The following is a 21,140-nucleotide window of genomic DNA, read 5'->3' as shown; positions in this document are numbered from 1 at the left end:
CTACCAGTCGGGCCCGCGCAACTCCGTGCAGAACCAGCAGCCCGGCGCTCCGGCCTCCCCGCCCGGCCTGAAACGCGCCCCCGGCGCCCCACCGCGGCTTCCAGGTGGCGCCGTGGGTCCCCTCACTGACGCGCGCGGGTCCTTACGGGCGCCGGGGGGACCTGCCTACGGTGGCGGCGATCACGGGGACGCGGATCGACGCCCGGCCCCGCACGTGCCGTGATCCCCACCAGACTCCGAGTCGAAGGGTCCGACGTGACGTTCTCACCTGCCCACTGGCAGAGCCGCCTCGACGCGTTGCGCACCGCCCACCGTGTTCCCGGCGCCACCCTGGCCGTGTTCGCCGACGGCCGCATCCACGAGCTGGCGAGCGGCCTGCTGCACCGCGGGACAGGGGTGGAGGCCACCACCGACTCGGTGTTCCAGCTCGGCTCGATCGCCAAGATCTACACCGCGACGCTGGTCATGCAGCTCGTCGACGCCGGCCGGCTGGACCTGGACACGCCCGTCGCGGACATCCTCCCGGAGTTCAGCCCGGCCGCCGCCCCCGGGGCGGGCAAGGAGATCACCGTACGCCGGCTCCTCAGCCACACCGCCGGCCTCACCCGCGATTTCACCTACGACAGCGGGCGCGGCGACGACTGCCTGGCCTTGTACGTGCGGGCCGCCCGGAACGTGGCACTCGACTGCCCGCCCGGCAGCGCCGTCTCCTACAGCAGCGTCGGCTACGGCATCCTCGGCCGCATCGTCGAGGTGGTCACCGGACGCACCTGGGACCAGGCCCTGAAGGAACGGATCGTCGCCCCCCTGGGCCTGACCCACACCATGACCCTGCCCGAGGAGGCCCTGGCCTTCCGCACGGCGATGGGTCACCTTCCCGGCGACGGGCCGGAGCCCGAACCGGCGCCGGCCTGGGACATGATGCCCCGCTCGGCCGGACCGCACGGGCGTGTCCTGGCGAGCGCCGCCGACGTGCTGCGCCTGGCCAAGATGCACCTCGACGGCGGCGCCACCGCGGACGGCACCCAGGTCCTGGGCGCCCGCGCCGTCGCGGCGATGCAGCGGTGGGAGGTCGACGTCCCCGACCGGTGGACGGTCGGCGCGGACGGCTGGGGGCTGGGCTGGTCGCTCTACGACTGGAACGGAGTCCCCGGGTACGGTCACGACGGCGCCGCCCTCGGGCAGTACGCCTGTCTGCGCGTCGTGCCCGGCGCCGACGTCGTCGTCGTCCTGCTCACCAACGGCTCCGCGGGCCGCCGCCTGTGCGCCGACCTCCTGCGCGAACTCCTCGCGGACGTCGCCGAGGTCCGCATGCCGCCCCCCTTCATGCCGCCCGCGCACCCGCCTGCCGTCGACATGACCCCGCTGCTCGGCACCTACCGGCGCGAGGGCGTCGTCATCACGGTCGGCCTCGCCCCCGGCGGCACCCCGCACCTGCGCTACGAGTTCGCCGACGGCATGCGGGACTTCTCGCCGGCCCTGGAGATGGACCTCTTCCCGCTCAGCGCGACCGTCTTCGCCGCACCCGGCACCGATCCCTCCTTCGGCGAGGGCTGGGTGCCCGTCGTCTTCGCCGCCCTCGTCGACGGCACCCCCTGCTGCTACATCGGCATGCGCTGCGCCCCCAGGACGGCCTTCGGCTAACGCCGTGCGGACCGGGGGTGCGGGGCGAGGCGGGTGAGTGCGCGCCGGGAGGAGAGGGGCGACATAGAGTCAACACGGGCGTCCGCGGTGCCCCCAGCTCGAACCGGCACCGGCATCGGCGGGCCGTGCGCTGAAGCGCATCAGTGCAGTTCGGGGGTATGGAAATGCGGTAGGCCCGCGCTCCCTCCGCCACGCAGCGGGATACGGTACCCGTCGTCCTCGGCCAGCGCCGACCGGGCCTCGTTGACGAGGACTTCCTTTCCCGCGACGGTGGGCACCGCCTCCGGCGACGCGGCCGGACTTCTGCGAAGGCGGCGACGATGACCCGTTCGAATCCGACCCGTGCGGCTGTGGCCGCACTGGTGGCCGGCGCCCTCCTCTCGACCGGCGCGTGCGGTCTCGGCGGCGCCGGGAACGGCAAGGAGGCGCAGAGAACGGGCCGGGTCGCCGGTGAGATCACCTTCCGGACCCTCCAGCTGAAGCCCGCCTTCACCGGCTACGTACAGGCCGTTATCGACGCCTTCGAGAAGGAGCATCCCGGCGTCCAGGTCACGTGGGAGGACGTGCCGGGCGACGGCTACAACGAGAAGCTCGTCGCCGACGCCCAGGCCGGCGCCCTTCCGGACGTGATCAACCTGTCCACCGACTCCTTCCAGCTCCTTGGCGACCGGGGCCTGCTCGCCGACGTCGCCAAGCTCGACGGGGACTCGGCCCGGGAGTACGTACCGGGCGCCTGGGAGCAGTTCAAGCTGCCCGGAAAGGGCGACAGCGTCTACGCCTACCCCTGGTACGTCACTCCGGAGATCCTCACCTACAACCGGGAGCTCTTCGAGCGTTCCGGCCTGGACCCGGCCGCACCGCCGACCAGCGTGGAGCAGTTCTTCGACTACGCCGAACAGATCGCCGCCCGGTCCGCGGGCCGCTACTCGGCCTTCATGGCCGATCCCAAGGGGCGGCTGCCCGGCGACTGGCAGAAGATGGGCGTCCCTCTGCTCAGCCCCCGGAAGGACCGGTTCACCTTCGACACCGGCAAGGCCGTCGAATGGGTGGAGCGGATGAAGGACCTCTACGCCAAAGGCGCGATGCCCAGGGAGTCGCTGCTGACGTCCGACGACATCAACCAGCTCTACGGCAGCGGCAAACTCGTCTTCGGCCCGGGTTCTCCGGGATTCGTCAAGGACATCAAGCAGAACGCCCCGCAGGTCTACGCCAAGACGCACGTCGCCGGAGCCATCACCGGTCGGCTCGGCCACATCGGCATCTACGCCCAGTCGCTCGGCATCAGAAAGGACACCGAGCACCCCGACGCGGCGGCCGAGTTCGCGAAATGGGTGACCAATGGACCCAACCAGGTGGAGTTCTCCAGGAGGGCCACCATCTACCCCTCCAACGCCCAGGGCCTCGCGGACCCGTTCTTCTCCGACCGGGGTGACGGCGACGACGCCGAGACCGTCGCCCGCGCGGTCGGAGCCGAGCAGCTGAGGACCGCCGCCCTCGACGCCAACACCCCGGTCCAGTGGACCAACCAGGTCGGGGACGCCGTCGTACGGGAGGTGCAGAAGGCGATCCTGGGCGAGCAGGACGCCCGGACGGCGGTGAAGAAGGCGGAGGACGCGGCGAATCGGCTCCTCGTGGACGCGGACGCGGCCCGCACGTGACGTCCGTCGGTACCCGCCCGCCCGAGGCGGACCCGCGCCGCGGCCGAGCACCGCTGCGGTCCACGGAGGCCGACACCGGTCTGCCGCACCGCAGCCGGTGGACCCCGTACCTCTTCCTCGCGCCCGGTCTGGCGATGGTGCTGCTGTTCAGCCTCTGGCCGTTCGTCAACACCGTCGTCCTCTCCTTCACCGATGCCCGGATCCTGCGCGGTGGCGGTTTCGTCGGCCTCGACAACTACCGGCGGGCCCTCGCCGACCCCGACTTCTGGGTGGCGACCGGCAACAGCGTCCTCTACCTCCTGGTGGTCGTGCCCTGCCTGGTCGTCCTGCCGCTGGCCCTCGCCGTACTCGTCGAGGCCCGGATCCCCGGGATCGGCTTCTTCCGCTCCGCCTTCTACACCCCGGTGATCGCCTCCGCCGTGGTCGTCGGGCTGATGTGGCAGTGGGTCCTGCGCAGCGACGGCCTCGTCAACACCGTCTTCCAGCGGCTCCGCCTGGTCTCCGAGCCGGTCCCGTTCCTGACGGACAGCACGATGCTGCTGTTCTCCGCAATGATGGTGACCGTGTGGAAGGGCCTCGGCTACTACATGGTTTTCTACCTGGCCGCCCTCGGGAACGTTCCCGCCTCCCTCCACGAGGCCGCCGCGATCGACGGCGCCGGTCCCGTCCGCCGCTTCTTCAGCATCACCGTCCCGCAGGTGAAGCCGATGATGCTGCTGGTCGGCACCCTCTCCGCCATCTCCGCCCTGCGCGTCTTCACCGAGATCTACATCCTCGGCGGCGAGAGCGGAGGGCCCGGCGGCGGGGCCCGCACCCTGCCCTTCCTCATCCGCCAGGTGGGCCTCGGCTTCTCCGGCGAGACCGGCTACGCCAGTGCCGTCTCGATCCTGCTGTTCCTCCTCACCCTGGTCTTCAGTCTGCTGGGCCGCCGTCTGACGAAGGGGGACGAGGGATGAGCCCGGCATCCTCCGGCCGCGCCCGCCGCCGGCTCGGCCCGGCCGCCCGCTACGGCACCCTGCTGCTCGTGCTCGTGGTCATGCTGGGCCCGATCGTCTGGCAGTTCCTGACCTCGATCCGCGGCCGTACCGAGAACGTGTACGACGGCGTGCTGCCCACGCAGCCCACCCTCGACAACTACGTCCGCGTCGCGGAGTCCTTCCCCCTGCTGCAGTACGTCGGCAACACCCTCGTCGTCGCGGTCCTCGCGGTCACCTCGAACATGCTCTTCGCCGCGATGGGCGGGTACGCCCTCTCCCGCGCCGGCTGGAAGGGCCGCGAGGTCGTCTTCACCGTCCTCGTCGCGACCCTGATGTTCCCCTTCGAGTCCGTGATGATCTCGATGTTCCTCACGATCCGCGAGATGGGCCTGATCGACACCCTCGTGGGCGTCTGGCTGCCCGGAGCGGTCTCCGTGCTCAACATCATGATCATGCGGGCGGCCTTCCTCGCCGTGCCCAGGGAGGTCGAGGAGGCCGCCGTGCTGGACGGGGCGGGCGAGTGGACCCGCTTCACCCGGGTGTTCGTCCCCTCCGCCAGAGGAGCCCTGGCGGTCGTCTGCATCACCAGCTTCATGGGCGCCTGGGACGACTTCCTGTGGCCCCTGCTGGTCCTCACCGACAGCGACCACTACACCCTCCAGCTCGGCCTGAAGACCCTGGCCGGCGCCACCACCGTCAACGACCAGCGGCTCATCGCCGCCGGCGCGATGGCCGCGCTGCTTCCCATGGTGCTCCTCTTCTTCGCCCTCCAGCGTTTCTTCTTCAAGGGCGTGGGCGAGGGAGCCGTCAAGCTCTGAACCGGACCCTCCGACGAACCAGCAGGCCCGACGCACCGACTGCGGACCCCCGTACCGACCGACCACCACCTCCGGGAGCAGCTGCCATGCATGACGACCGCGGCATCACCGAACACCGCCTCCGCCGGGTGCTCCACGAGCGCATCAAGCCCGCCGTCCACTCCAGCTCGCTCCCGCTGACCGTCGAGCGCTGGGACGCCCCGGGCGAGCCCGTCCCCGTCGCCGAGGGCCTGGCGGCGCCCTACCAGCCCTGCGCGCCCGGCGACGCGTGGGGCCCGGCCTGGGGCACCACCTGGTTCAAGGTCACCGGAACCGTCCCCGCCGGCTGGGCGGGCCGAACCGTGGAGGCCGTCCTCGACCTCGGCTTCGACCGGATGATGCCCGGCTTCCAGTGCGAGGGCCTGGTCCACCGGGCCGACGGCAGCGAGATCAAGGCCCTCAACCCGTACAACGACTGGGTGCGCGTGGCTGACCGCGCCGAGGGCGGCGAGCGGATCGAATGGTACGTCGAGGCCGCCTCCAACCCCGTCCTCGTCGAGCACCGACCCTCCTACGAGGGGGACGCGCGCACCAGTGACGACCGGCCCCTCTACCGCCTCGCCCGGATGGACCTCACCCTCTTCGAGACCGAGGTCTGGGAACTGGTCCAGGACCTGGACGTGCTCTACGAGTTGATGATGCAGCTGTCCGTCGACGACACCCGCCGCCACACGATCCTGCACGCTCTCGGAGACGCCCTGGACACGGTCGACCTGACCGACGTGCCCGGCACCGCGGCCGCCGCCCGCGCCCGCCTGGCCGGAGTCCTCGCCGCCCCCGCCCACGCCTCCGCGCACCGCATCAGCGCGGTCGGCCATGCGCACATCGACTCCGCGTGGCTGTGGCCGCTGCGCGAGACGGTCCGCAAGGTCGCCCGCACCACGTCCAACATGGTCAACCTCATGGACGAACACCCCGGTTTCGTCTTCGCGATGTCGCAGGCGCAGCAGCTCGACTGGATCAAGACCCACCGGCCCGAGCTGTTCGAGCGGGTCAAGAAGAAGGTCGCGGACGGGCAGTTCGTGCCGGTCGGCGGCATGTGGGTGGAGTCCGACACCAATATGGTCGGCGGCGAGGCGATGGCCCGCCAGTTCCTCTACGGCAAGAAGTTCTTCCTCGACGAGTTCGGCATCGACACGCACAACGTCTGGTTGCCGGACTCCTTCGGCTACACCGCCGCCCTGCCGCAGATCGTCAAGCTCTCCGGCTCCCGGTGGTTCCTGACCCAGAAGATCTGCTGGTCGCAGGTGAACCGGTTCCCCCACCACACCTTCTGGTGGGAGGGAATCGACGGCAGCCGCGTCTTCACGCACTTCCCGCCCGTCGACACCTACAACTCCGATCTCGGCGGCGCCCAGATGGCCCACGCCGCCCGCAACTACCGTGAGAAGGGCCGGGGTTCACGCTCCCTGGCACCCTTCGGCTGGGGCGACGGCGGTGGCGGCCCCACCCGCGAGCACCTCGCCCGCGCCCGGCGCCAGCGCGACCTGGAAGGCTCCCCGCGCATCGAGATCGAACGGCCGGACGTCTTCTTCGAGAAGGCCCGCGCCGAGTACGCGGACGCACCCGTCTGGGCCGGTGAGCTCTACCTGGAGCTGCACCGCGGCACCTACACCTCCCAGGCCAAGACCAAGCAGGGCAACCGGCGCAGCGAATCCCTGCTGCGCGAGGCCGAGCTGTGGGCGGCGACCGCCGCCGTACGAGTGGCCGGGTACGCCTACCCGTACGAGGACCTGGAGCGGATCTGGAAGACGGTGCTGCTCCACCAGTTCCACGACATCCTGCCGGGCTCCTCCATCGCCTGGGTGCACCGCGAGGCCCGCGAGACGTACGTTCGGGTGGCCGAGGAGCTCCGGGGCATCACCCTCGGCGCGCAGCGGGCGCTGGCGGGGGAGGGCGCCGAGGAACTGGTCTTCAACTGCGCCCCCTACGCCCGCCGCGGTGTTCCGGCGGGCGGGGCGGCCCACCCGGCGCCGCAGCCGCCGGAACCGGTCACCGTGGAGGAGCGGCACGGCGGCGGGCACGTCCTGGCCAACGGCCGGCTGCTGGTGGAGATGGACGGCCGGGGCCTGATCGTCTCCGTCTACGACCTGGAGGCGCGTCGCGAGACCGTCGCCCCGGGGGCTGCCGCGAACCTGCTCCAGATCCACCCCGACTTCCCCAACATGTGGGACGCCTGGGACGTCGACGCCTTCTACCGCAACAACGTCACCGACCTCGTCGGGCTGGACGGCCTGGACGTCGCCGAGAGCGGACCGCGGTCGGCGACCGTACGGGTGACCCGCTCCTTCGGGCGGTCCCGAGTGGTCCAGCGGATCACCCTGCGGGCCGGCGCCAAGACGGTCGACATCGTCACGGACGTCGACTGGCACGAGACGGAGACGTTCCTGAAGGCGGCCTTCCCCCTGGACGTGAAGGCCGACCGGACCGCGTCCGAGACCCAGTTCGGGCACGTGTACCGGGCCACGCACACCAACACCTCATGGGAGGCGGCCAAGTTCGAGATCTGCGCCCACCGCTGGATCCATGCGGAGGAGCCCGGCTGGGGGGTCGCCCTGCTCAACGACTCCACCTACGGGCACGACGTGACCCGGGACGTACGGGCCGATGGCGGCCAGACCACCACCGTACGGCTCTCCCTCCTGCGCGCCCCGCGCTATCCGGACCCGGAGACCGACCAGGGTGCCCACACCCTGCGGTTCTCCCTCGCGCCCGGCGCGGGGATCGGGGACGCGGTCCGCGAGGGCCACGCGCTGAACCTGCCCGAGCGCACCGTGCACGGCGCCGGACCGGTCGCCCCGCTGCTGGCGGTCGACGAGGACGCGGTGGTGGTCGAGGCGGTCAAACTCGCCGAGGACCGTGGCGGCGACGTGATCGTCCGCCTCTACGAATCCCGCGGCGGCCGTGCCACGGCCACCCTGACGGCGGGCTTCCCGATTGCGGAGGCGGTCGAGAGCGACCTGCTGGAACGGCCCCTCGCGGGCACGGCCGTCTCGCCCCCGGCGCCGGACGGCACGGTCACCCTGAGCCTGCGCCCCTTCCAGATCCTGACGCTCCGCCTCCGCCGCGCCTGACCGGCTGCCGGTGCGGTGCGCAGCAGGGCGCCCGGCGGCGTGAGGTCCGCCACAGACGCGTGCGTCCCGGGCCCGACGGTCCGGGAAAGCCGGGCCCGACGGCCCGCGCCTGTTTATGCACCTAGTTGCAAAACGTGCGCGCCCTCGCTAGAACAGGTTCATCACCCCGCGCGAGGAGGCACACCCCGATGAATCCGCAGAGTTCCCAGAGCCGGTACCCGCACCTGCTGAGCCCCCTGGACCTCGGCTTCACCACCCTGCCCAACCGCGTGATCATGGGGTCGATGCACACCGGCCTCGAAGAGCACGAGGGCGGCTTCGAGCGCCTCGCCGCCTTCTACGCCGAGCGCGCCCGCGGCGGCGCCGGCCTCATCGTCACCGGCGGCATCGCACCGAACGACGCCGGACGCCCGTTCGAGGGCGGATCCCGCCTCACCACCGAGGAGGAGGCCGCCGAGCACCGCGTGATCACCGACGCCGTGCACGCCGAGGGCGGGAAAATCGCGATGCAGATTCTCCACTTCGGCCGGTACGCCTACCACAAGGACCTGGTCGCGCCCAGCGCCATCCAGGCCCCCATCAGCCCCTTCGTCCCGAACGAGCTCTCCGACGCCGAGGTCGAGCAGACGGTGGACGACTTCGTCCGCGCCGCGCGCCTCGCCCGGCTCGCCGGCTACGACGGCGTCGAGATCATGGGATCCGAGGGCTACCTGATCAACGAGTTCATCGCCGCCGCCACCAACCGGCGCACCGACCGCTGGGGCGGGTCCTACGAGAACCGGGTCCGCTTCCCGCTGGAGATCGTCCGCCGTACCCGCGAGGCGGTCGGCGAGGACTTCATCCTGGTCTACCGCCTCTCCATGCTCGACCTCATCCCGGGCGGCTCCACCCTCGACGAGGTGGTCCACCTGGCCAAGGAGATCGAGGCGGCGGGCGCCACCATCATCAACACCGGGATCGGCTGGCACGAGGCGCGCATCCCCACCATCGCCACCTCCGTGCCCCGCGGCGCCTACACCTGGGTCACGAAGCGGCTGATGGGCGCGGTCTCCGTCCCGCTCGTGACCAGCAACCGCATCAACACCCCCGAGAAGGCGGAGGAGATCCTCGCCGACGGCCGCGCCGACCTCGTCTCCCTCGCCCGCCCCTTCCTGGCCGACGCAGACTTCGTCGCCAAGGCCGAGGCCGGCCGCCCCGAGGCGATCAACACCTGCATCGGCTGCAACCAGGCCTGTCTGGACCACACCTTCAGCGGCAAGATCACCACCTGCCTCGTCAACCCGCGAGCCTGCCACGAGACCGAGCTCGTGCTGTCGCCCACGCAGCTGAAGAAGCGCGTCGCCGTCGTCGGGGCCGGCCCGGCCGGCCTCGCCTGCGCCGTCTCCGCCGCCGAACGCGGCCACGCCGTCACCCTCTTCGAGTCCTCCGCCCACATCGGCGGCCAGCTCGACATCGCCCGCCGCATCCCGGGCAAGGAGGAGTTCGAGGAGACCATCCGCTACTTCGCCAACCGGCTCGACGCCCACGACATCGACGTCCGGCTGGAGACCCGCGCCGACGTCGAGACCCTCCAGGGCTACGACGAGGTCGTCGTCGCCACCGGCGTCACCCCCCGTACCCCCGACATCGAGGGCGTGGACCACGCCAACGTCGTCAGCTACCTCGACGTGCTGCGCGACGGCGCCCCCGTCGGCGAGCGCGTCGCCGTCGTCGGAGCCGGCGGCATCGGCTTCGACGTCGCCGAGTACCTCACCGACAGCGGCGAGGGAGCCTCCCAGGACCCGGACGTCTACTTCCGCCACTGGGGCGTCGACACCGCGTACACCGGACCCGGCGGGCTCACGGCCCCCGAGCGCCCCGCCCCGCCGCGCCAGGTCCACCTGCTCCAGCGCAAGGCCACCAAGGTCGGCGCCGGCCTCGGCACCACCACCGGCTGGATCCACCGCGCCGAGCTCAAGCACCGCGGGGTCGTCTCCGTCGCAGGTGCCTCCTACGACCGCATCGACGACGAGGGCCTGCACATCACCGTCGGCGGCGAGCAGCGCCTCGTACCCGCCGACACGGTCGTCCTGTGCACCGGCCAGGAGCCGCGGCGCGACCTGTACGAGGCCCTGCGCGCGGCCGGCGTCGAGGCCCACCTGATCGGGGGCGCCGACGTGGCGGCCGAGCTCGACGCCAAGCGGGCCATCCGCCAGGGAACCGAACTGGCCGCGAAGCTCTGACCGAAAGGGGATTGTGGCGGTCCGGCCGGGCCGCCACAATCTCCCGGTGACGTTCTCTCCCGCAGACGCAGACAAGATCCTCGCCGACAACTTCGCGCCCTGGGTGCTGGCCCTCGGGCTGACCGTCCAGGAGACCGGCGAGCGGCACGCCGTCCTGCGGCTGCCCTGGTCCGCCGCCCTCGCGCGGGACGGCGGCGCCCTCTGCGGGCAGGCCATGATGGCCGCAGCCGACACCGCCACCGTCCTCGCGATCTGCGCCGCACGCGGCGGATACGGCCCGATGACCACCGTCCAGCAGTCGACGAGCTTCCAGCGCCCGGTGATCGACGCCGACGTACTGATCCACGTGCGGGTCACCAAGCTCGGCAAGCGCATGGCCTTCGCCGACATCACCCTGACCCCGGAGGGCGCCGACGAGCCGGCCGCCACCGCCTCCACGGTCCACGCCCTCCTGGGCTGAACCGCGGCGGTGCGCACACCGCGGGGCCGGGGCATCGGGGCACTCGGCGCGCGCGCCGCCCGCGGGTCTGGGAGCATGGCACGGGTAGTCGCACCGAGGAGCGGACATGTCCGGACAGTTCGAGGCGAGCATCGAGATCGACCGGCCGGTCGAGCAGGTCTTCACCTACCTCGCCGACGGACGCAACGACCCCGACTTCAGTCCGCGCGTGCAGCAGATCACCAAGACCCCCGACGGCCCCACCGCGCTCGGCACCGTCTTCCGCAGCACGGTCAAGGACGCCGGGATGAAGACGGCCCGTGAGTTCCGCATCACCGGTTTCGACCCGCCGTATCTGATCCGCTGGACGGAGCAGAGCCGCAACCTGATCACCGCGGAGGGCGGCTACGACCTCGCGTCCCTGCCCGGCGGGCGCACCCGGGTCCGGATCTTCAACACGCTGGAGGGCCACGGCCTCGGCAAGCTCCTGGTCGGCATCGCGGCGGGCGCGGCCCGCAAGGACGCCCCCGACTTCGGCCGCCGCATCAAGGCTGCCGCGGAGGCGTCCCTTACGAGCTGAACCTCGGGGCCGGGTCAGAACCGCCCGGGCAGCCGGGGGAGAGGCAGCGGCTTCGCCGGAGCGGTTCCGCGGCGCTCGGCGCCGGCTTCCGTCGGGTTCTCGCAGGTCACGTCCTGGGCGGGCAGCCTTCCCGTGGCCAGGTAGGCATGGACCAGGGCGTTGGCGCATGACGCGGCGTCGAAGAGGTACACACCGTGGCCCTCACCGCCCTTGGCCAGCACCATCCGCGAGCCCTTGAGCGCCCTGTGCAGGCCCTCACCGCTGGTGAGCGGGGTCTGCGAGTCCCACTCGTTCTGCACCGTCAGCACGTTCGCCCGCTTGCGCATCGGGGTGGCCGACTCCACCGGCCGGTCCCAGAAGGCACACGGCTTGATGTTGGACGCGAAGTCCCCGTACAGCGGGTACCTCGTCTTGTCCTTCGCCGCGTCCCGCTCGTACTGCTCGGTGTACCGGGGCCAGGTGCCGGTGTCCCCGCAGACCACGGCCCAGAAGACGGCCGTGCTGTTGTCCGAGGCCGGCTCCTCGGCCGTCCGGCCGAGGAGCCGCAGCTTCAGTTCCCGGGTGTCCGTGCCCGCCGCCGGCGCCCTGCCCTCGGAGGCGGCCTTCAGGGCCGCGACCAGCGGTGTGGCCTGCGCCGGGTAGAAGAACACCCCGCGCGCGGACCGGATCATGTCGCCGGTGACCTTCGAGCCCTCGAAGTCGATGGGCTCCCGGTCGGCGCGCTCCACCAGCCCCCAGAAGGTGGCGGAGACCGCCTTCGGGTCGTCGCCCAGCCCGAACTGCTCGGACCGTTCCGCCGCCCACCGCGTCCACCGCGCGAACGCGGGTTCGGCCTCGGTGGCCCACACCTGGATCATCCCGCGCCAGATGCGCTGCGGGTCCACCCCGCTGTCGAGCACGAAGCGGTCGGTGCGCTCCGGGTACATCTGCGAGTACACCGCGCCGAGGTAAGTCCCGTACGAGTAGCCCAGGTACGAGATCCGGCCCTCGCCGAGCACCGCGCGGATGGTGTCCATGTCGCGGGCCGTGTTGCGGGTGGTGATGTGCGGCAGCACGGCGCCGGCCTTCTCGCGGCACTTGTCGGCGACGGTGCGGGCCCATGCCACGTCGGAGGGGAAGGTCTCCGGACGGTAGGCGCGGTCGAAGGGCTGCTCGGCGTCGTTCAGCCCGCAGGTGATGGGGCTGCTGGCGCCGACCCCGCGTGGGTCGAAACCGATCAGGTCGTAGGTGTCCCGCACCTCCTGGGGCATCGCCGAGCTCATCAGCAGCGGCAGGTCGAGCCCCTCACCACCGGGGCCACCGGGGTTCAGCAGCAGGACGCCGTGCCGCTTGGCGGGGTTCTCGCTCTTCATCCTGGATATCGCGATGTCGATCGTGCGGCCGTCGGGACGCCGGTAGTCGAGCGGGACCTTCAGCGTGGCGCACTCGTACGAGGCAGGCCGGTCGGGGCTGCACCGCTGCCATGCGGGCTTCTGCCGCAGATGGTCGGCCGCGGGAGCCGCGGCGGCCTGCGGTGCGGTCAGCAGGGGCACACCGGTGGCGATGAGTCCGGCGGCGGCGAGCAGCGGTGCGAGGCGTTTCAGGCGCACGGAGCCGTTCCTTTCGGTGAAGTCGCGTACGAGTCCACCTTGTTGCACCCGGTACCCCGGCCGAATCATCCCCGGAGGGGAGGTCCTTGTGCTCCTCGCGAATGAGCCCACATCAGGACACTGGCCGACACGCCGCCTCCGCGCGGACCCGACTCAACCGCCCGCGGCGGGAGTCGAGTGGCCCGAGTGCTCGGAGAGGCCAGTGTGTTCGGAGGGGCCAGTGTGTGCGGCCCCGGAGGGCATGCCTGCGGAGGGGGCCGCGCTCCCCTCCGGGGCCGCGTCGGGCGCGGAGGGCCCCGTGCTCCCGGAGGCCGGCGCGTGGTGCGCGGTGCCCGTCTCGACGGAGCCGCCGAGCCGTTCGCGGAGCGCGTTCAGGGCGTCCGCGGACTGGGTGGTGACGACCCACCGGTCGCCCACCAGGTAGATCCCGCCGTACGCCCGGGCCTCGTCCAGCCACGCGCGCGCACCGTCCCGGGCGGCGAAGGTGGCCATGCGGTAGGCGCCCTGCCCGGTCTCACAGCCCCCCTGCCGCAACTCTTCCGCCTCCACGCTGACTTCGGCGGTGCACCCGATGGCCTTCGCGATCTCCTCGATCGAGGTGCCGGGCGTGCCCGCCTCCGCGGAGGCTGGCACGGCCGCGTGCCCCGCGCACCCTCCGGACAGCAGAACGGTGACGCACACCGCGGCGACGGCGGCGGACGGGCGGATCCGGGGAGCGGGGCGGTCGGTGGTCGGCATGCGGACCTCACGGACTGATCGGGAAAAGGGGTCGTGGTGCCCGGGAGGGGAGGGGCCCGGGCACCACGCGTTCAGGGGGTGTCGTGCTGTTCGGTGCTGTGCGGCGCGGAAAGTCCTTTGGGGGCGGGCTTCACGGCCTCATCCGGTGGCCGTCACCTTCTTGCCCTTGTCGGAGACCGCGAACCAGACGCCCTGCTTGCCCTGTCCGTTGATGTCGCCGGCTTCCTTGTCCCCGGTGAAGGTGTACACCGGCCAGCAGTCGATCGTCAGCTGTTCGGTGCCGTCAGGCCGCTTGAACGTTCCCACCAATTCCGCGGGAATTCCCTTCACCAATTCCTTGTCGACGGCCTTGGCGGGCTTCCACGTGTTCAGGCAGGCGCCGAGGCAGTTGGTCTTCATCGGCCAGGCGCTGTCCTTGTCGAACCGGTACAGGGTGCGGCCCTCCGCGTCCGTGAGGATGGCACCGAGCTTCGTGTTCCGGTTGACCCCGACCGGATCGGCCTGCGCCTCGTTCTGGCCGCCGGCCTCACCCGCGGGCGCGCCCGCTCCGCCGCCCGCGCTCGGGTCGGCGCCGGACCCGCCGCCCGCCTTGGCCGGCTTCCCGTCGGGCGCCAGCACGTGCCAGGTCCCGCCGACGCCCTCGCCGAGCGTGTCGCCCGGCTTCGTGTCCTTGGCGTAGCGGTACACCGGCCAGCCCGCCAGGGTCAGCTGCTTGGTCCCGTCGGCCCGTTCGACCGATCCGAGCAGGCTCTTGTCCATGCCCTCGCCCGCCGAGGCGTCATCCGCGGAGACCGCCGGCCAGACCGCAGCGCAGTCCCCCTCACAGGTGGACTTCGGGGGCTTGGGAGTGTCCTTGTCGAACCGGTAGAGCGTGAAGCCCGCACTGTCGGTGACGGTCGACCCCAGTTGCGCGTTGGCCTCCACCTTGAGCTCTCCGGCCGGGCCGTTCTTGACCGTGTCGGCGGCCGGTACGGCGCCCGAGCCGCCCCCGTATCCGTCATAACCGGAGCCCGCCTGTTTGCTGTCGCCGACCGGCTGGACCGAATCCTGCTTTCCCGCGGAATTCTCGCCGCTGCCACAAGCGGCGGTCAGCATCAATACCGCGACGGCCGACCCGGCGAATACTCCACGACGCATCTTCTTCACGATCTCTCCTTCAGGTCAGGATTCGCGTTCTCGTGCCCTGGGTAATTTCTACGGGGCCGCTGTCGGAGAATGTCAATCTCCCTGGGAATTTGTCAGATCGCGCCAACATTGAACCCGGTGCAGTTGGTTCAGTCCTGGATGCGCAGCGCCAGCGCGGGGCAGCGCCGCACCGCGCGCTGGGCCTTCTGCCGCAACTGCGCCGGTACCGGCATGGACGCCTGGGACGGGTAGCCGTCCGCGTCGAGCCGTACGACGTCGGGGAGGATGTCCACGCACAGTCCGTGTCCCCTGCACAGGGTCCAGTCCACCACCAGCCGTTCCTCCGGGGTCTCGTCCTCGGGAAGGGGCAGCGCCCCCACCACTCGCCGGCCGCAGCCGCTGCCGAGGGCGTGGTCGCGGAACTCGTCCGGGAACGCCGCGAGCGCCGAGGCGACGAACGCCGCGGTGCCGTCGGGATGGCTGCACGCACCGCGGCGCCGCACCACTTTCATCCGGGCCTCGATCGTTTCCAGCGCGGTTCTGCCCCCGCCCCTCACCGCGTCCTCCATCACGTCGGCCAGCGCGGGCAGCCCCCGGAAGCAGGGGCCGCACTGACCGGCCGTCTCGTTCGCCATCCAGCGGGTCACCCGTGCCACCTCGCCCGCCGGGCAGGTGTCCTCCGGCAGGGGCAGTACCGCCCCCGCCCCCAGCACCGCGTCGAAGGCCGCGAGGGAACCGCGGGACAGGTCGGCGATACGGGCGGACCCCGGGTCCAGCCACTTGCCGTGGTAACCGCCCACCAGGACACCCTGGCCGGGATCCAGCCCGCACAGCTCCAGGACGTACGCCAGCGGGGTCCCCAGCGGCGCCTCGACGACCGTGCGGCCGGCGATGGTCAGCATCACGGTGCCGGGCTCGGAGGGCAGGCCGACCGCCCGGAAGTCCAGCGCGCCGATCCGTGCCGCCACGGCGAGCTGGGCGTAGGTCTCGGTGTTCGAGAACAGGGTGGGCATGCCGCCCAGGCCCCGCTCGCTGGTCCGGATCTTCTGCCCCGAAGGCAGCGTCGGCCCCCCGTTCAGGCCGTTGACCATGGAGGTGCTCTCACCCGTCACGAAGCGTTCGGGCAGCGCCTGCACCCGCACCTGACGGCCGGCGGGACCGCGTTCCGCCACGGCCGCGCGGAGCGACTGCTCCACGTCCGGCCGGGTGACGCCGATGACGACGTCCTCGGCGCCGACCGCGGCGGCGGCCAGCAGGGCCCCGTCCAGCACCAGGTGCGGGACGTGCAGCAGCAGAGCCTTGTCCTTGAGGCAACTCGGTTCGCCCTCACTGGCGTTGACGACCACCGCGGTTCCCGTGTCGCGGCCCTCGGCCGCGCGCATGACAGCACGCAGTTTCCGGGCGAAGGGGAACCCGGCCCCGCCGCGTCCCCGCAAGTCGATGTTCTCGGCGAGGTCGACGAGCTCGTCCGGCCGGTAGCGCGGTAGCTGGCCGTGCGTGGTCAGATGGGCGACGCGGTCGAGCCGAGGGGCCTGATCGAGCCCGGCCAGCAGTCTGGGGGCGCCCACGCAGCCGAGGCTGGGGCGCGTGAAGCCGCTCACAGCCGCCACTCGCGGGTGGCGAACTGGTCCCCGTCCATGCCGGCGGTGCCCATGCCCAAGCCGGCGTCCATGGAGGAGCCGGCCGGGTCGGCCGCGTACACGGCCGTCAGAGCGGGTTGGTCGTCCGTGGGCGGCGCGGCCGGCCCGGTGAACTTCTCCCGCGCGCCCGACGCCCGTGCGCGCGACTCCCGTCGCTGCCGGGGGACCGCGGCCACGACGGGCAGTTGCTGCGTACTCGCCGTTCCGGGGGGCCTGGTCGGTGACTCACTCGTCCTGGACCTGATCCGGAAGGCCAACATGCCGGCGACGCCGAGCAGGCACAGCGCGTACGACACCGTTACATAGAGGTCGGCGGCGCGGCCCGCCTTCAGCCCGTGCACCAGCGAGGCACCCCAGGCCGGATAGGCGGCGAAGTGCAGGGCGCGCCACCATAGGGAGCGGCCCTTGGTGGCGAACGCGCTGCGCACCGCGCCGGAGACGGCGACCGCGACGAAGAGGTATCCGGCCAGGCTGCCGAGACCGATCAGCACGGGCTGTCCGATGTCGGTGAAGGGCACCACCGCCGCCGAGGCGGTCGTCCGCTGCCCCGCGATCTTGACCCAGATGTGCAGGGCCAGGAAGCCGAGCCCGGACACGGCCAGGCCGCGGTGCACGCCCTGGGCCAGCAGCCGGTGCCCCGATTTCAGCAGCAGTCGGTCGGTGGAGATCAGCCCCCACAGCACGGTGGAGGTGAGCGAGACGAGCGAGAGCACGCCTGCCCCGAAGTCGAGGAAGTCCCAGAACTGGGTGAAGGCGCCCGCGCGGGCGGCCACGGTGATGGAGACGATGGCCGCGCCGACGGCGCAGAGCGCGCCCGGACTCATCCGTCCGGGGGTCGGCAAAAGGGAGGGCCGCCGGGCGGCCCTCCGTCCCGCTGCCGGAGCCGATGCCGCGTGTCGGCTTTTACGGCGGGCCCTGTGCGGGCGAGGCATGTGCGGCTGGGGCAAGGGCATCCAGGTCTCCTGTGCGCCTGGGTACCGAGCACTCCACCTGGCGCTCGGAACCCGGGGGTCGTTGTCGTCTCTGCCCGGCCGCGCTGTGAAACTCCGCGCCGGCCGAGGGAACTTGGGGCCGGAGTGCAGCAGCATCGTGGAGCGTCACATCAGCTCCACAGGATTTATCGAAACGTGATAATTTCTCGCAGCCCGTCTCCGGCGCATCGAACAACACCGGAAGATTCCCCTCCAGCGGAGGTTGCAACAGGCCACCGCGCCGCCCGCCACCTACGCGTCCCGGACAGCAAAAAGAAGGCAAAGTCCCGGGACGATAGGCGGCCGGACCTCTCCAGGAGGGAGTACGAGGGCCGCAACTCCCGTGTCATGCAACGATGTTGACGCGGGGGGCAACCTCGGCGGGCTTGCCGCTCTTCCCCGGGCAAGCCTCACCCCGGCACGAACGAGGAAAACGATGTGCGAACTTCTGAACCGCATCTGGTCCCGCCCCCGAGGCGAGTGGACGCGCGTCCTGCGCAGGGAACTCCCCGCGCTGGCTGCCGAGATAGTGGAGGAGCTTCTGCATGGAATTCCGGAATTTTCCGCACTTGTCGATGACAACGATGCCATTGACGCAGAGTTGTTCCGGCAACTGGTGGAAGAGGCACTCCTCACCACGCTCGGCTACCAGGAACGATCCCGGGAACAAGCACCGGACGACTGCCAGGACCAGGCAGAGAACCAGGACGAAACCGAGGCCGAAACCCAGGCCGAAACCGAGGCCGCACGCGCAGGCCGCGGCAGGGCCGTCAGCAGGGAGGCGACATACACGGACGAGTGCGAGATCACGCACGAGGGCCGGCGCGGCGACATCCGCGAGGAGGTCCGTCCCGGGTCCCGCGAAGGGATCCGTCAGCCGGTCCTCAAACGCGTCCGGGACAACACCCGGATGGGAACCGAGGAGGAGAACGGTGAAGAAGCCCGTCCGGGCGAACGGGCCCGCCAGGAGCTCTTCAGGACCCTCACCGACGACCGCGTCGCGTCCGACAGCTCCCTCACCGAGCTCGCCGAGGCGGCCGGATGGCCCCTCCCGCTGGCCGTGCGGGCCATCGTTCCGGCCACGCCCGGCGAGGCACAGCAACTGGCGGGCGTCCTGGAGGACGCCCTCGTCGGGATGTTCGCGGGCCGGCCGTGCCTGCTGGTCCCGAGCCCTGAGCAGGATGACCGCGGACCGCTGGAGCACCTGCTGCGCGGCCGGTTCGCTGCAGTGGGACACGCCGTCCCGATCCGGGACACGGCCTCTTCCCTGCGCTGGGCGCTGCGCCTGGCCGGTCTGACCCCCAGCCGACCCGGCATGGAACCCAGGGCCGTCTTCGTCGACGACCACCTCTCGACGCTGCTCCTGCTCCAGGACGAACCCCTGGCCCACGCCCTGGCCGCCCGCTGGCTGCGACCCCTCGCGGACTTGACACCGCGGCAGAGCGAGCGGCTGGAGGTGACCCTGCTCGCCTGGCTCGAGGGCGGAGGCGCGCCCGAAGCGGCCAAGGCCCTCAGCGTGCACCCGCAGACCGTGCGGTACCGCATGCGCCAGCTGGAGAAGCTCTTCGGAACCGGACTGCGTGACCCGCGGACCCGGTTCGAACTGGAGATGGCCCTGCGCAGCCGCCGCCTGATGGCACAGGTGCGGCGTCAGCACTCCCGCGTGACCCGCAGGACGGCCCGGGTCATCCAAGCGGACTTCACCCCCCTCGTCGTCGGCCGCATGGCCCGCGTCAACGGACTCTGAACCCCCGAACCCCCGCACAACCTCACCCCTGAACCCCTGAACCCCCGAACCCACACCCCCTCTGAACAACCCCCGACCCGAACTCCGCACCACACCGGCCCGGCCCGGCCCCGTACCCACGGGGCCGGGCCGGGCCTCTTCGTGCCCGCGCATACGGCCGGGGGCACGTCACCGTCGATCCGTTCGCCGGCGCGTGGTGGCTGGCCGGGTGGCCGGGTGGCCGGGTGGCCTGGTGAGCGGCAGGCGGCAGGCGGCAGGCGGCGGTGTGCGGATGGCGGTTGTGCCTGTGCCGGGGTGGGCGGGCCGCGGACCGGGCGGGCGACGGGCCAGCGATGCCGCAGCCTCACCAGGGCTGCCCCGTACCGTGGCCGGACACACGAAAACGGTGTTGGTCCGAAGGGGCTTCGGACCAACACCGTTCCCGGGGCGGGCGCGGGGGAGAGAAGAGGGGAGCGCCCGCCCCGGGGGCGAAGGGGGGTGAACCGGCCGCGAGCGTCAGCGGCAGTTGCGCCCGCTGTTGATGCAGTTGACGGCCCTGTTCATCAGGCCGTTCGACATCACGTTGATGAAGTCTCCGTGGTCGGTCACCGGCTTGTGCAGCTGCTCCGGGAAGCTGTCCACGGCGATCCGGGAGCCCGGCTGCACCCGGTACACGATGCGCTGCACCAGCTGCGGGATGGCGGTGAAGCCCTTCTGGCAGCGGCCGTTGCGGTCCGCGAAGGCCACGTGCGTGCGGTGGTTGGCGCTGTCGGTGTTCCGGCCGTCCCAGCAGCTCTGGAACGAGAAGGTGCGCACCACGTCGCTGCCCTTGGGGCAGATCGGGTACTTGTCCTTCAGCTGGCGGTCCTCGAATCCGGTGCAGCTCCACGACGCGTTGGCGTTGGCATTGCCGTTGGTGAAGGCCTTGGCGTCACCGGTGATGATCCGCAGGAACCGCGGCATGGCCTTGACCTGGCCCTGGGGGCTGCCCTTGAAGGTGATCGTGACCTGCTTGGGCTTCAGGATCGTGCCGACGTTGCCGTCCTGCCCGCCGCCGGGCGCCTGCGCGTCCCGCTCGGCCCTGCCGTCCCGCAGCCGCAGGACGGGCCAGTAGTAGGTGGACTGGTCGCCGTTGCCGCAGGTGGTGCCGGCCCGGGCGAGGCTGCCGTTCGTGGAGAAGGCGTCCGTGGACACGTTGCCCACGTAGTCGTGCATGTGGTGGGCGCCGTTGGACACACCGGGGGCGACGATCACGTTGTCGGGGTTGAAGTGGCCGTTCTCGTTGCGGCCGCAGTTCACGCTGAAGGAGCCCTTGGAGGCGCCGTTCTGCGCCCGGGGCGCGCGGACGTTGGGGCGGACCTTGGTGATGTTGACGAAGTCGCTCTTCGCCGGGGCGCCCTTCTTGCCGGCCGCGGACGACTTGGCGTCCGAGGCCAGCGCCGCCGCTCCGCCTCCGCCGTCCTCCTCGGCCGGCGCCTTCTTCATCTGGCAGGAGCTCAGCGAGGCGATCTCCTTCGGGGGGTCACCGGCCCGGTCGATCGCGTCGGACATGACCTTGATGGTCTGTTCCCGCTTCTGCTTCAACTCGCCGAGCAGGGCGTTGCCCTGTGCCTGGCCGGAGGCGAGCCGTCGGTAGGCGTCGGCCACCTGGTCGTCCAGCTTGGCCAGGTTCGTGTCGACCTCGGCCTTGGCCTGCTCGGGTACGGCCGTGAGCTTCTCGCCCACGTCGGGGCAGTCGATGGTGGTCGTCAACTGTGCCTTGCGGCTGCCGTCCTGGCCCGCGGAGGCGTTGCCGGCGACGACGGCGACCCCGCCGCCGCCCAGCACGAGCGCGGAGACCACTCCCACGATCTTGGTCGACAACCGGGCGCGCTTGTGGCTCTTTGGACTCATGCGATCA

15 protein-coding genes are annotated in these 21,140 nt (G+C 71.5%); 9 read left to right on the top strand and 6 right to left on the bottom strand.

The features are described from left to right. The first annotated feature begins 255 nt into the window (after window positions 1-255). From AW27_RS04090 to AW27_RS04055, 8 genes are all read left to right on the top strand, one after another. Window positions 256-1,644, top strand: a complete 1,389-nt coding sequence (locus tag AW27_RS04090) for a serine hydrolase domain-containing protein (RefSeq protein ID WP_037916338.1) — start codon at window positions 256-258, stop codon at window positions 1,642-1,644. A 320-nt stretch (window positions 1,645-1,964) separates the two neighbouring features. After that, window positions 1,965-3,302 (top strand): ABC transporter substrate-binding protein, encoded by a 1,338-nt coding sequence (locus AW27_RS04085; RefSeq protein WP_052030059.1) that lies wholly within the window; start codon window positions 1,965-1,967, stop codon window positions 3,300-3,302. Window positions 3,303-3,382: 80 nt separating this feature from the next. Further along, complete coding sequence (locus tag AW27_RS04080; protein ID WP_052030216.1) at window positions 3,383-4,258, top strand: carbohydrate ABC transporter permease; 876 nt, start codon at window positions 3,383-3,385, stop codon at window positions 4,256-4,258. Next, the gene (locus tag AW27_RS04075) at window positions 4,255-5,097 is read left to right on the top strand and encodes a carbohydrate ABC transporter permease (RefSeq protein WP_037916340.1); all 843 of its coding nucleotides are present in this window, start codon (window positions 4,255-4,257) and stop codon (window positions 5,095-5,097) included. The genes AW27_RS04080 and AW27_RS04075 overlap by 4 nt, the downstream gene beginning before the upstream one ends. An 86-nt stretch (window positions 5,098-5,183) precedes the next feature. Continuing rightward, the gene (locus AW27_RS04070) at window positions 5,184-8,210 is read left to right on the top strand and encodes an alpha-mannosidase (RefSeq protein WP_037916343.1); all 3,027 of its coding nucleotides are present in this window, start codon (window positions 5,184-5,186) and stop codon (window positions 8,208-8,210) included. A 188-nt stretch (window positions 8,211-8,398) separates the two neighbouring features. Continuing rightward, window positions 8,399-10,432: an oxidoreductase gene (locus AW27_RS04065; protein ID WP_037916346.1), complete on the top strand. Its 2,034-nt coding sequence runs from the start codon at window positions 8,399-8,401 to the stop codon at window positions 10,430-10,432. 46 nt (window positions 10,433-10,478) lie between these two features. Further along, on the top strand, window positions 10,479-10,892 hold the full coding sequence (locus AW27_RS04060; RefSeq protein WP_037918054.1) for a PaaI family thioesterase: 414 nt from the start codon (window positions 10,479-10,481) through the stop codon (window positions 10,890-10,892). Between the two features lie 106 nt (window positions 10,893-10,998). Then, window positions 10,999-11,451, top strand: a complete 453-nt coding sequence (locus tag AW27_RS04055; protein WP_037916349.1) for an SRPBCC family protein — start codon at window positions 10,999-11,001, stop codon at window positions 11,449-11,451. 14 nt (window positions 11,452-11,465) lie between these two features. On the opposite strand, the gene AW27_RS04050 is transcribed toward AW27_RS04055, so the two are convergent. From AW27_RS04050 to AW27_RS04030, 5 genes are all read right to left on the bottom strand, one after another. After that, window positions 11,466-13,040 (bottom strand): alpha/beta fold hydrolase, encoded by a 1,575-nt coding sequence (locus AW27_RS04050; RefSeq protein ID WP_037916351.1) that lies wholly within the window; start codon window positions 13,038-13,040, stop codon window positions 11,466-11,468. 153 nt (window positions 13,041-13,193) lie between these two features. Beyond that, a complete protein-coding gene (locus tag AW27_RS04045; protein WP_052030060.1) occupies window positions 13,194-13,778 on the bottom strand; it encodes a hypothetical protein in 585 nt (194 codons plus the stop codon). Between the two features lie 138 nt (window positions 13,779-13,916). Then, window positions 13,917-14,915 carry an SCO0930 family lipoprotein gene (locus AW27_RS04040; RefSeq protein WP_037918058.1) on the bottom strand — a complete coding sequence of 333 codons (999 nt, stop codon included), beginning with the start codon at window positions 14,913-14,915 and terminating at the stop codon, window positions 13,917-13,919. A gap of 137 nt (window positions 14,916-15,052) precedes the next feature. Next, window positions 15,053-16,471 carry an NADH-quinone oxidoreductase subunit NuoF family protein gene (locus tag AW27_RS04035; protein WP_236647459.1) on the bottom strand — a complete coding sequence of 473 codons (1,419 nt, stop codon included), beginning with the start codon at window positions 16,469-16,471 and terminating at the stop codon, window positions 15,053-15,055. Window positions 16,472-16,500: 29 nt separating this feature from the next. Then, a complete protein-coding gene (locus AW27_RS04030) occupies window positions 16,501-17,367 on the bottom strand; it encodes a hypothetical protein (protein ID WP_063890542.1) in 867 nt (288 codons plus the stop codon). A gap of 763 nt (window positions 17,368-18,130) precedes the next feature. Between AW27_RS04030 and AW27_RS04025 the strand changes: the two genes are divergently transcribed. Beyond that, on the top strand, window positions 18,131-19,261 hold the full coding sequence (locus tag AW27_RS04025) for a PucR family transcriptional regulator (RefSeq protein ID WP_370466457.1): 1,131 nt from the start codon (window positions 18,131-18,133) through the stop codon (window positions 19,259-19,261). 495 nt (window positions 19,262-19,756) lie between these two features. On the opposite strand, the gene AW27_RS04020 is transcribed toward AW27_RS04025, so the two are convergent. After that, window positions 19,757-21,133, bottom strand: coding sequence for a DUF1996 domain-containing protein (locus tag AW27_RS04020; protein WP_037916360.1), 1,377 nt, complete (start codon window positions 21,131-21,133; stop codon window positions 19,757-19,759). Between the last annotated feature and the right edge of the window lie 7 nt (window positions 21,134-21,140).

This window comes from Streptomyces sp. PCS3-D2 (assembly GCF_000612545.2).
Classification (GTDB): Bacteria; Actinomycetota; Actinomycetes; order Streptomycetales; family Streptomycetaceae; genus Streptomyces.
This window is presented reverse-complemented; position numbering and strand designations above follow the sequence as displayed.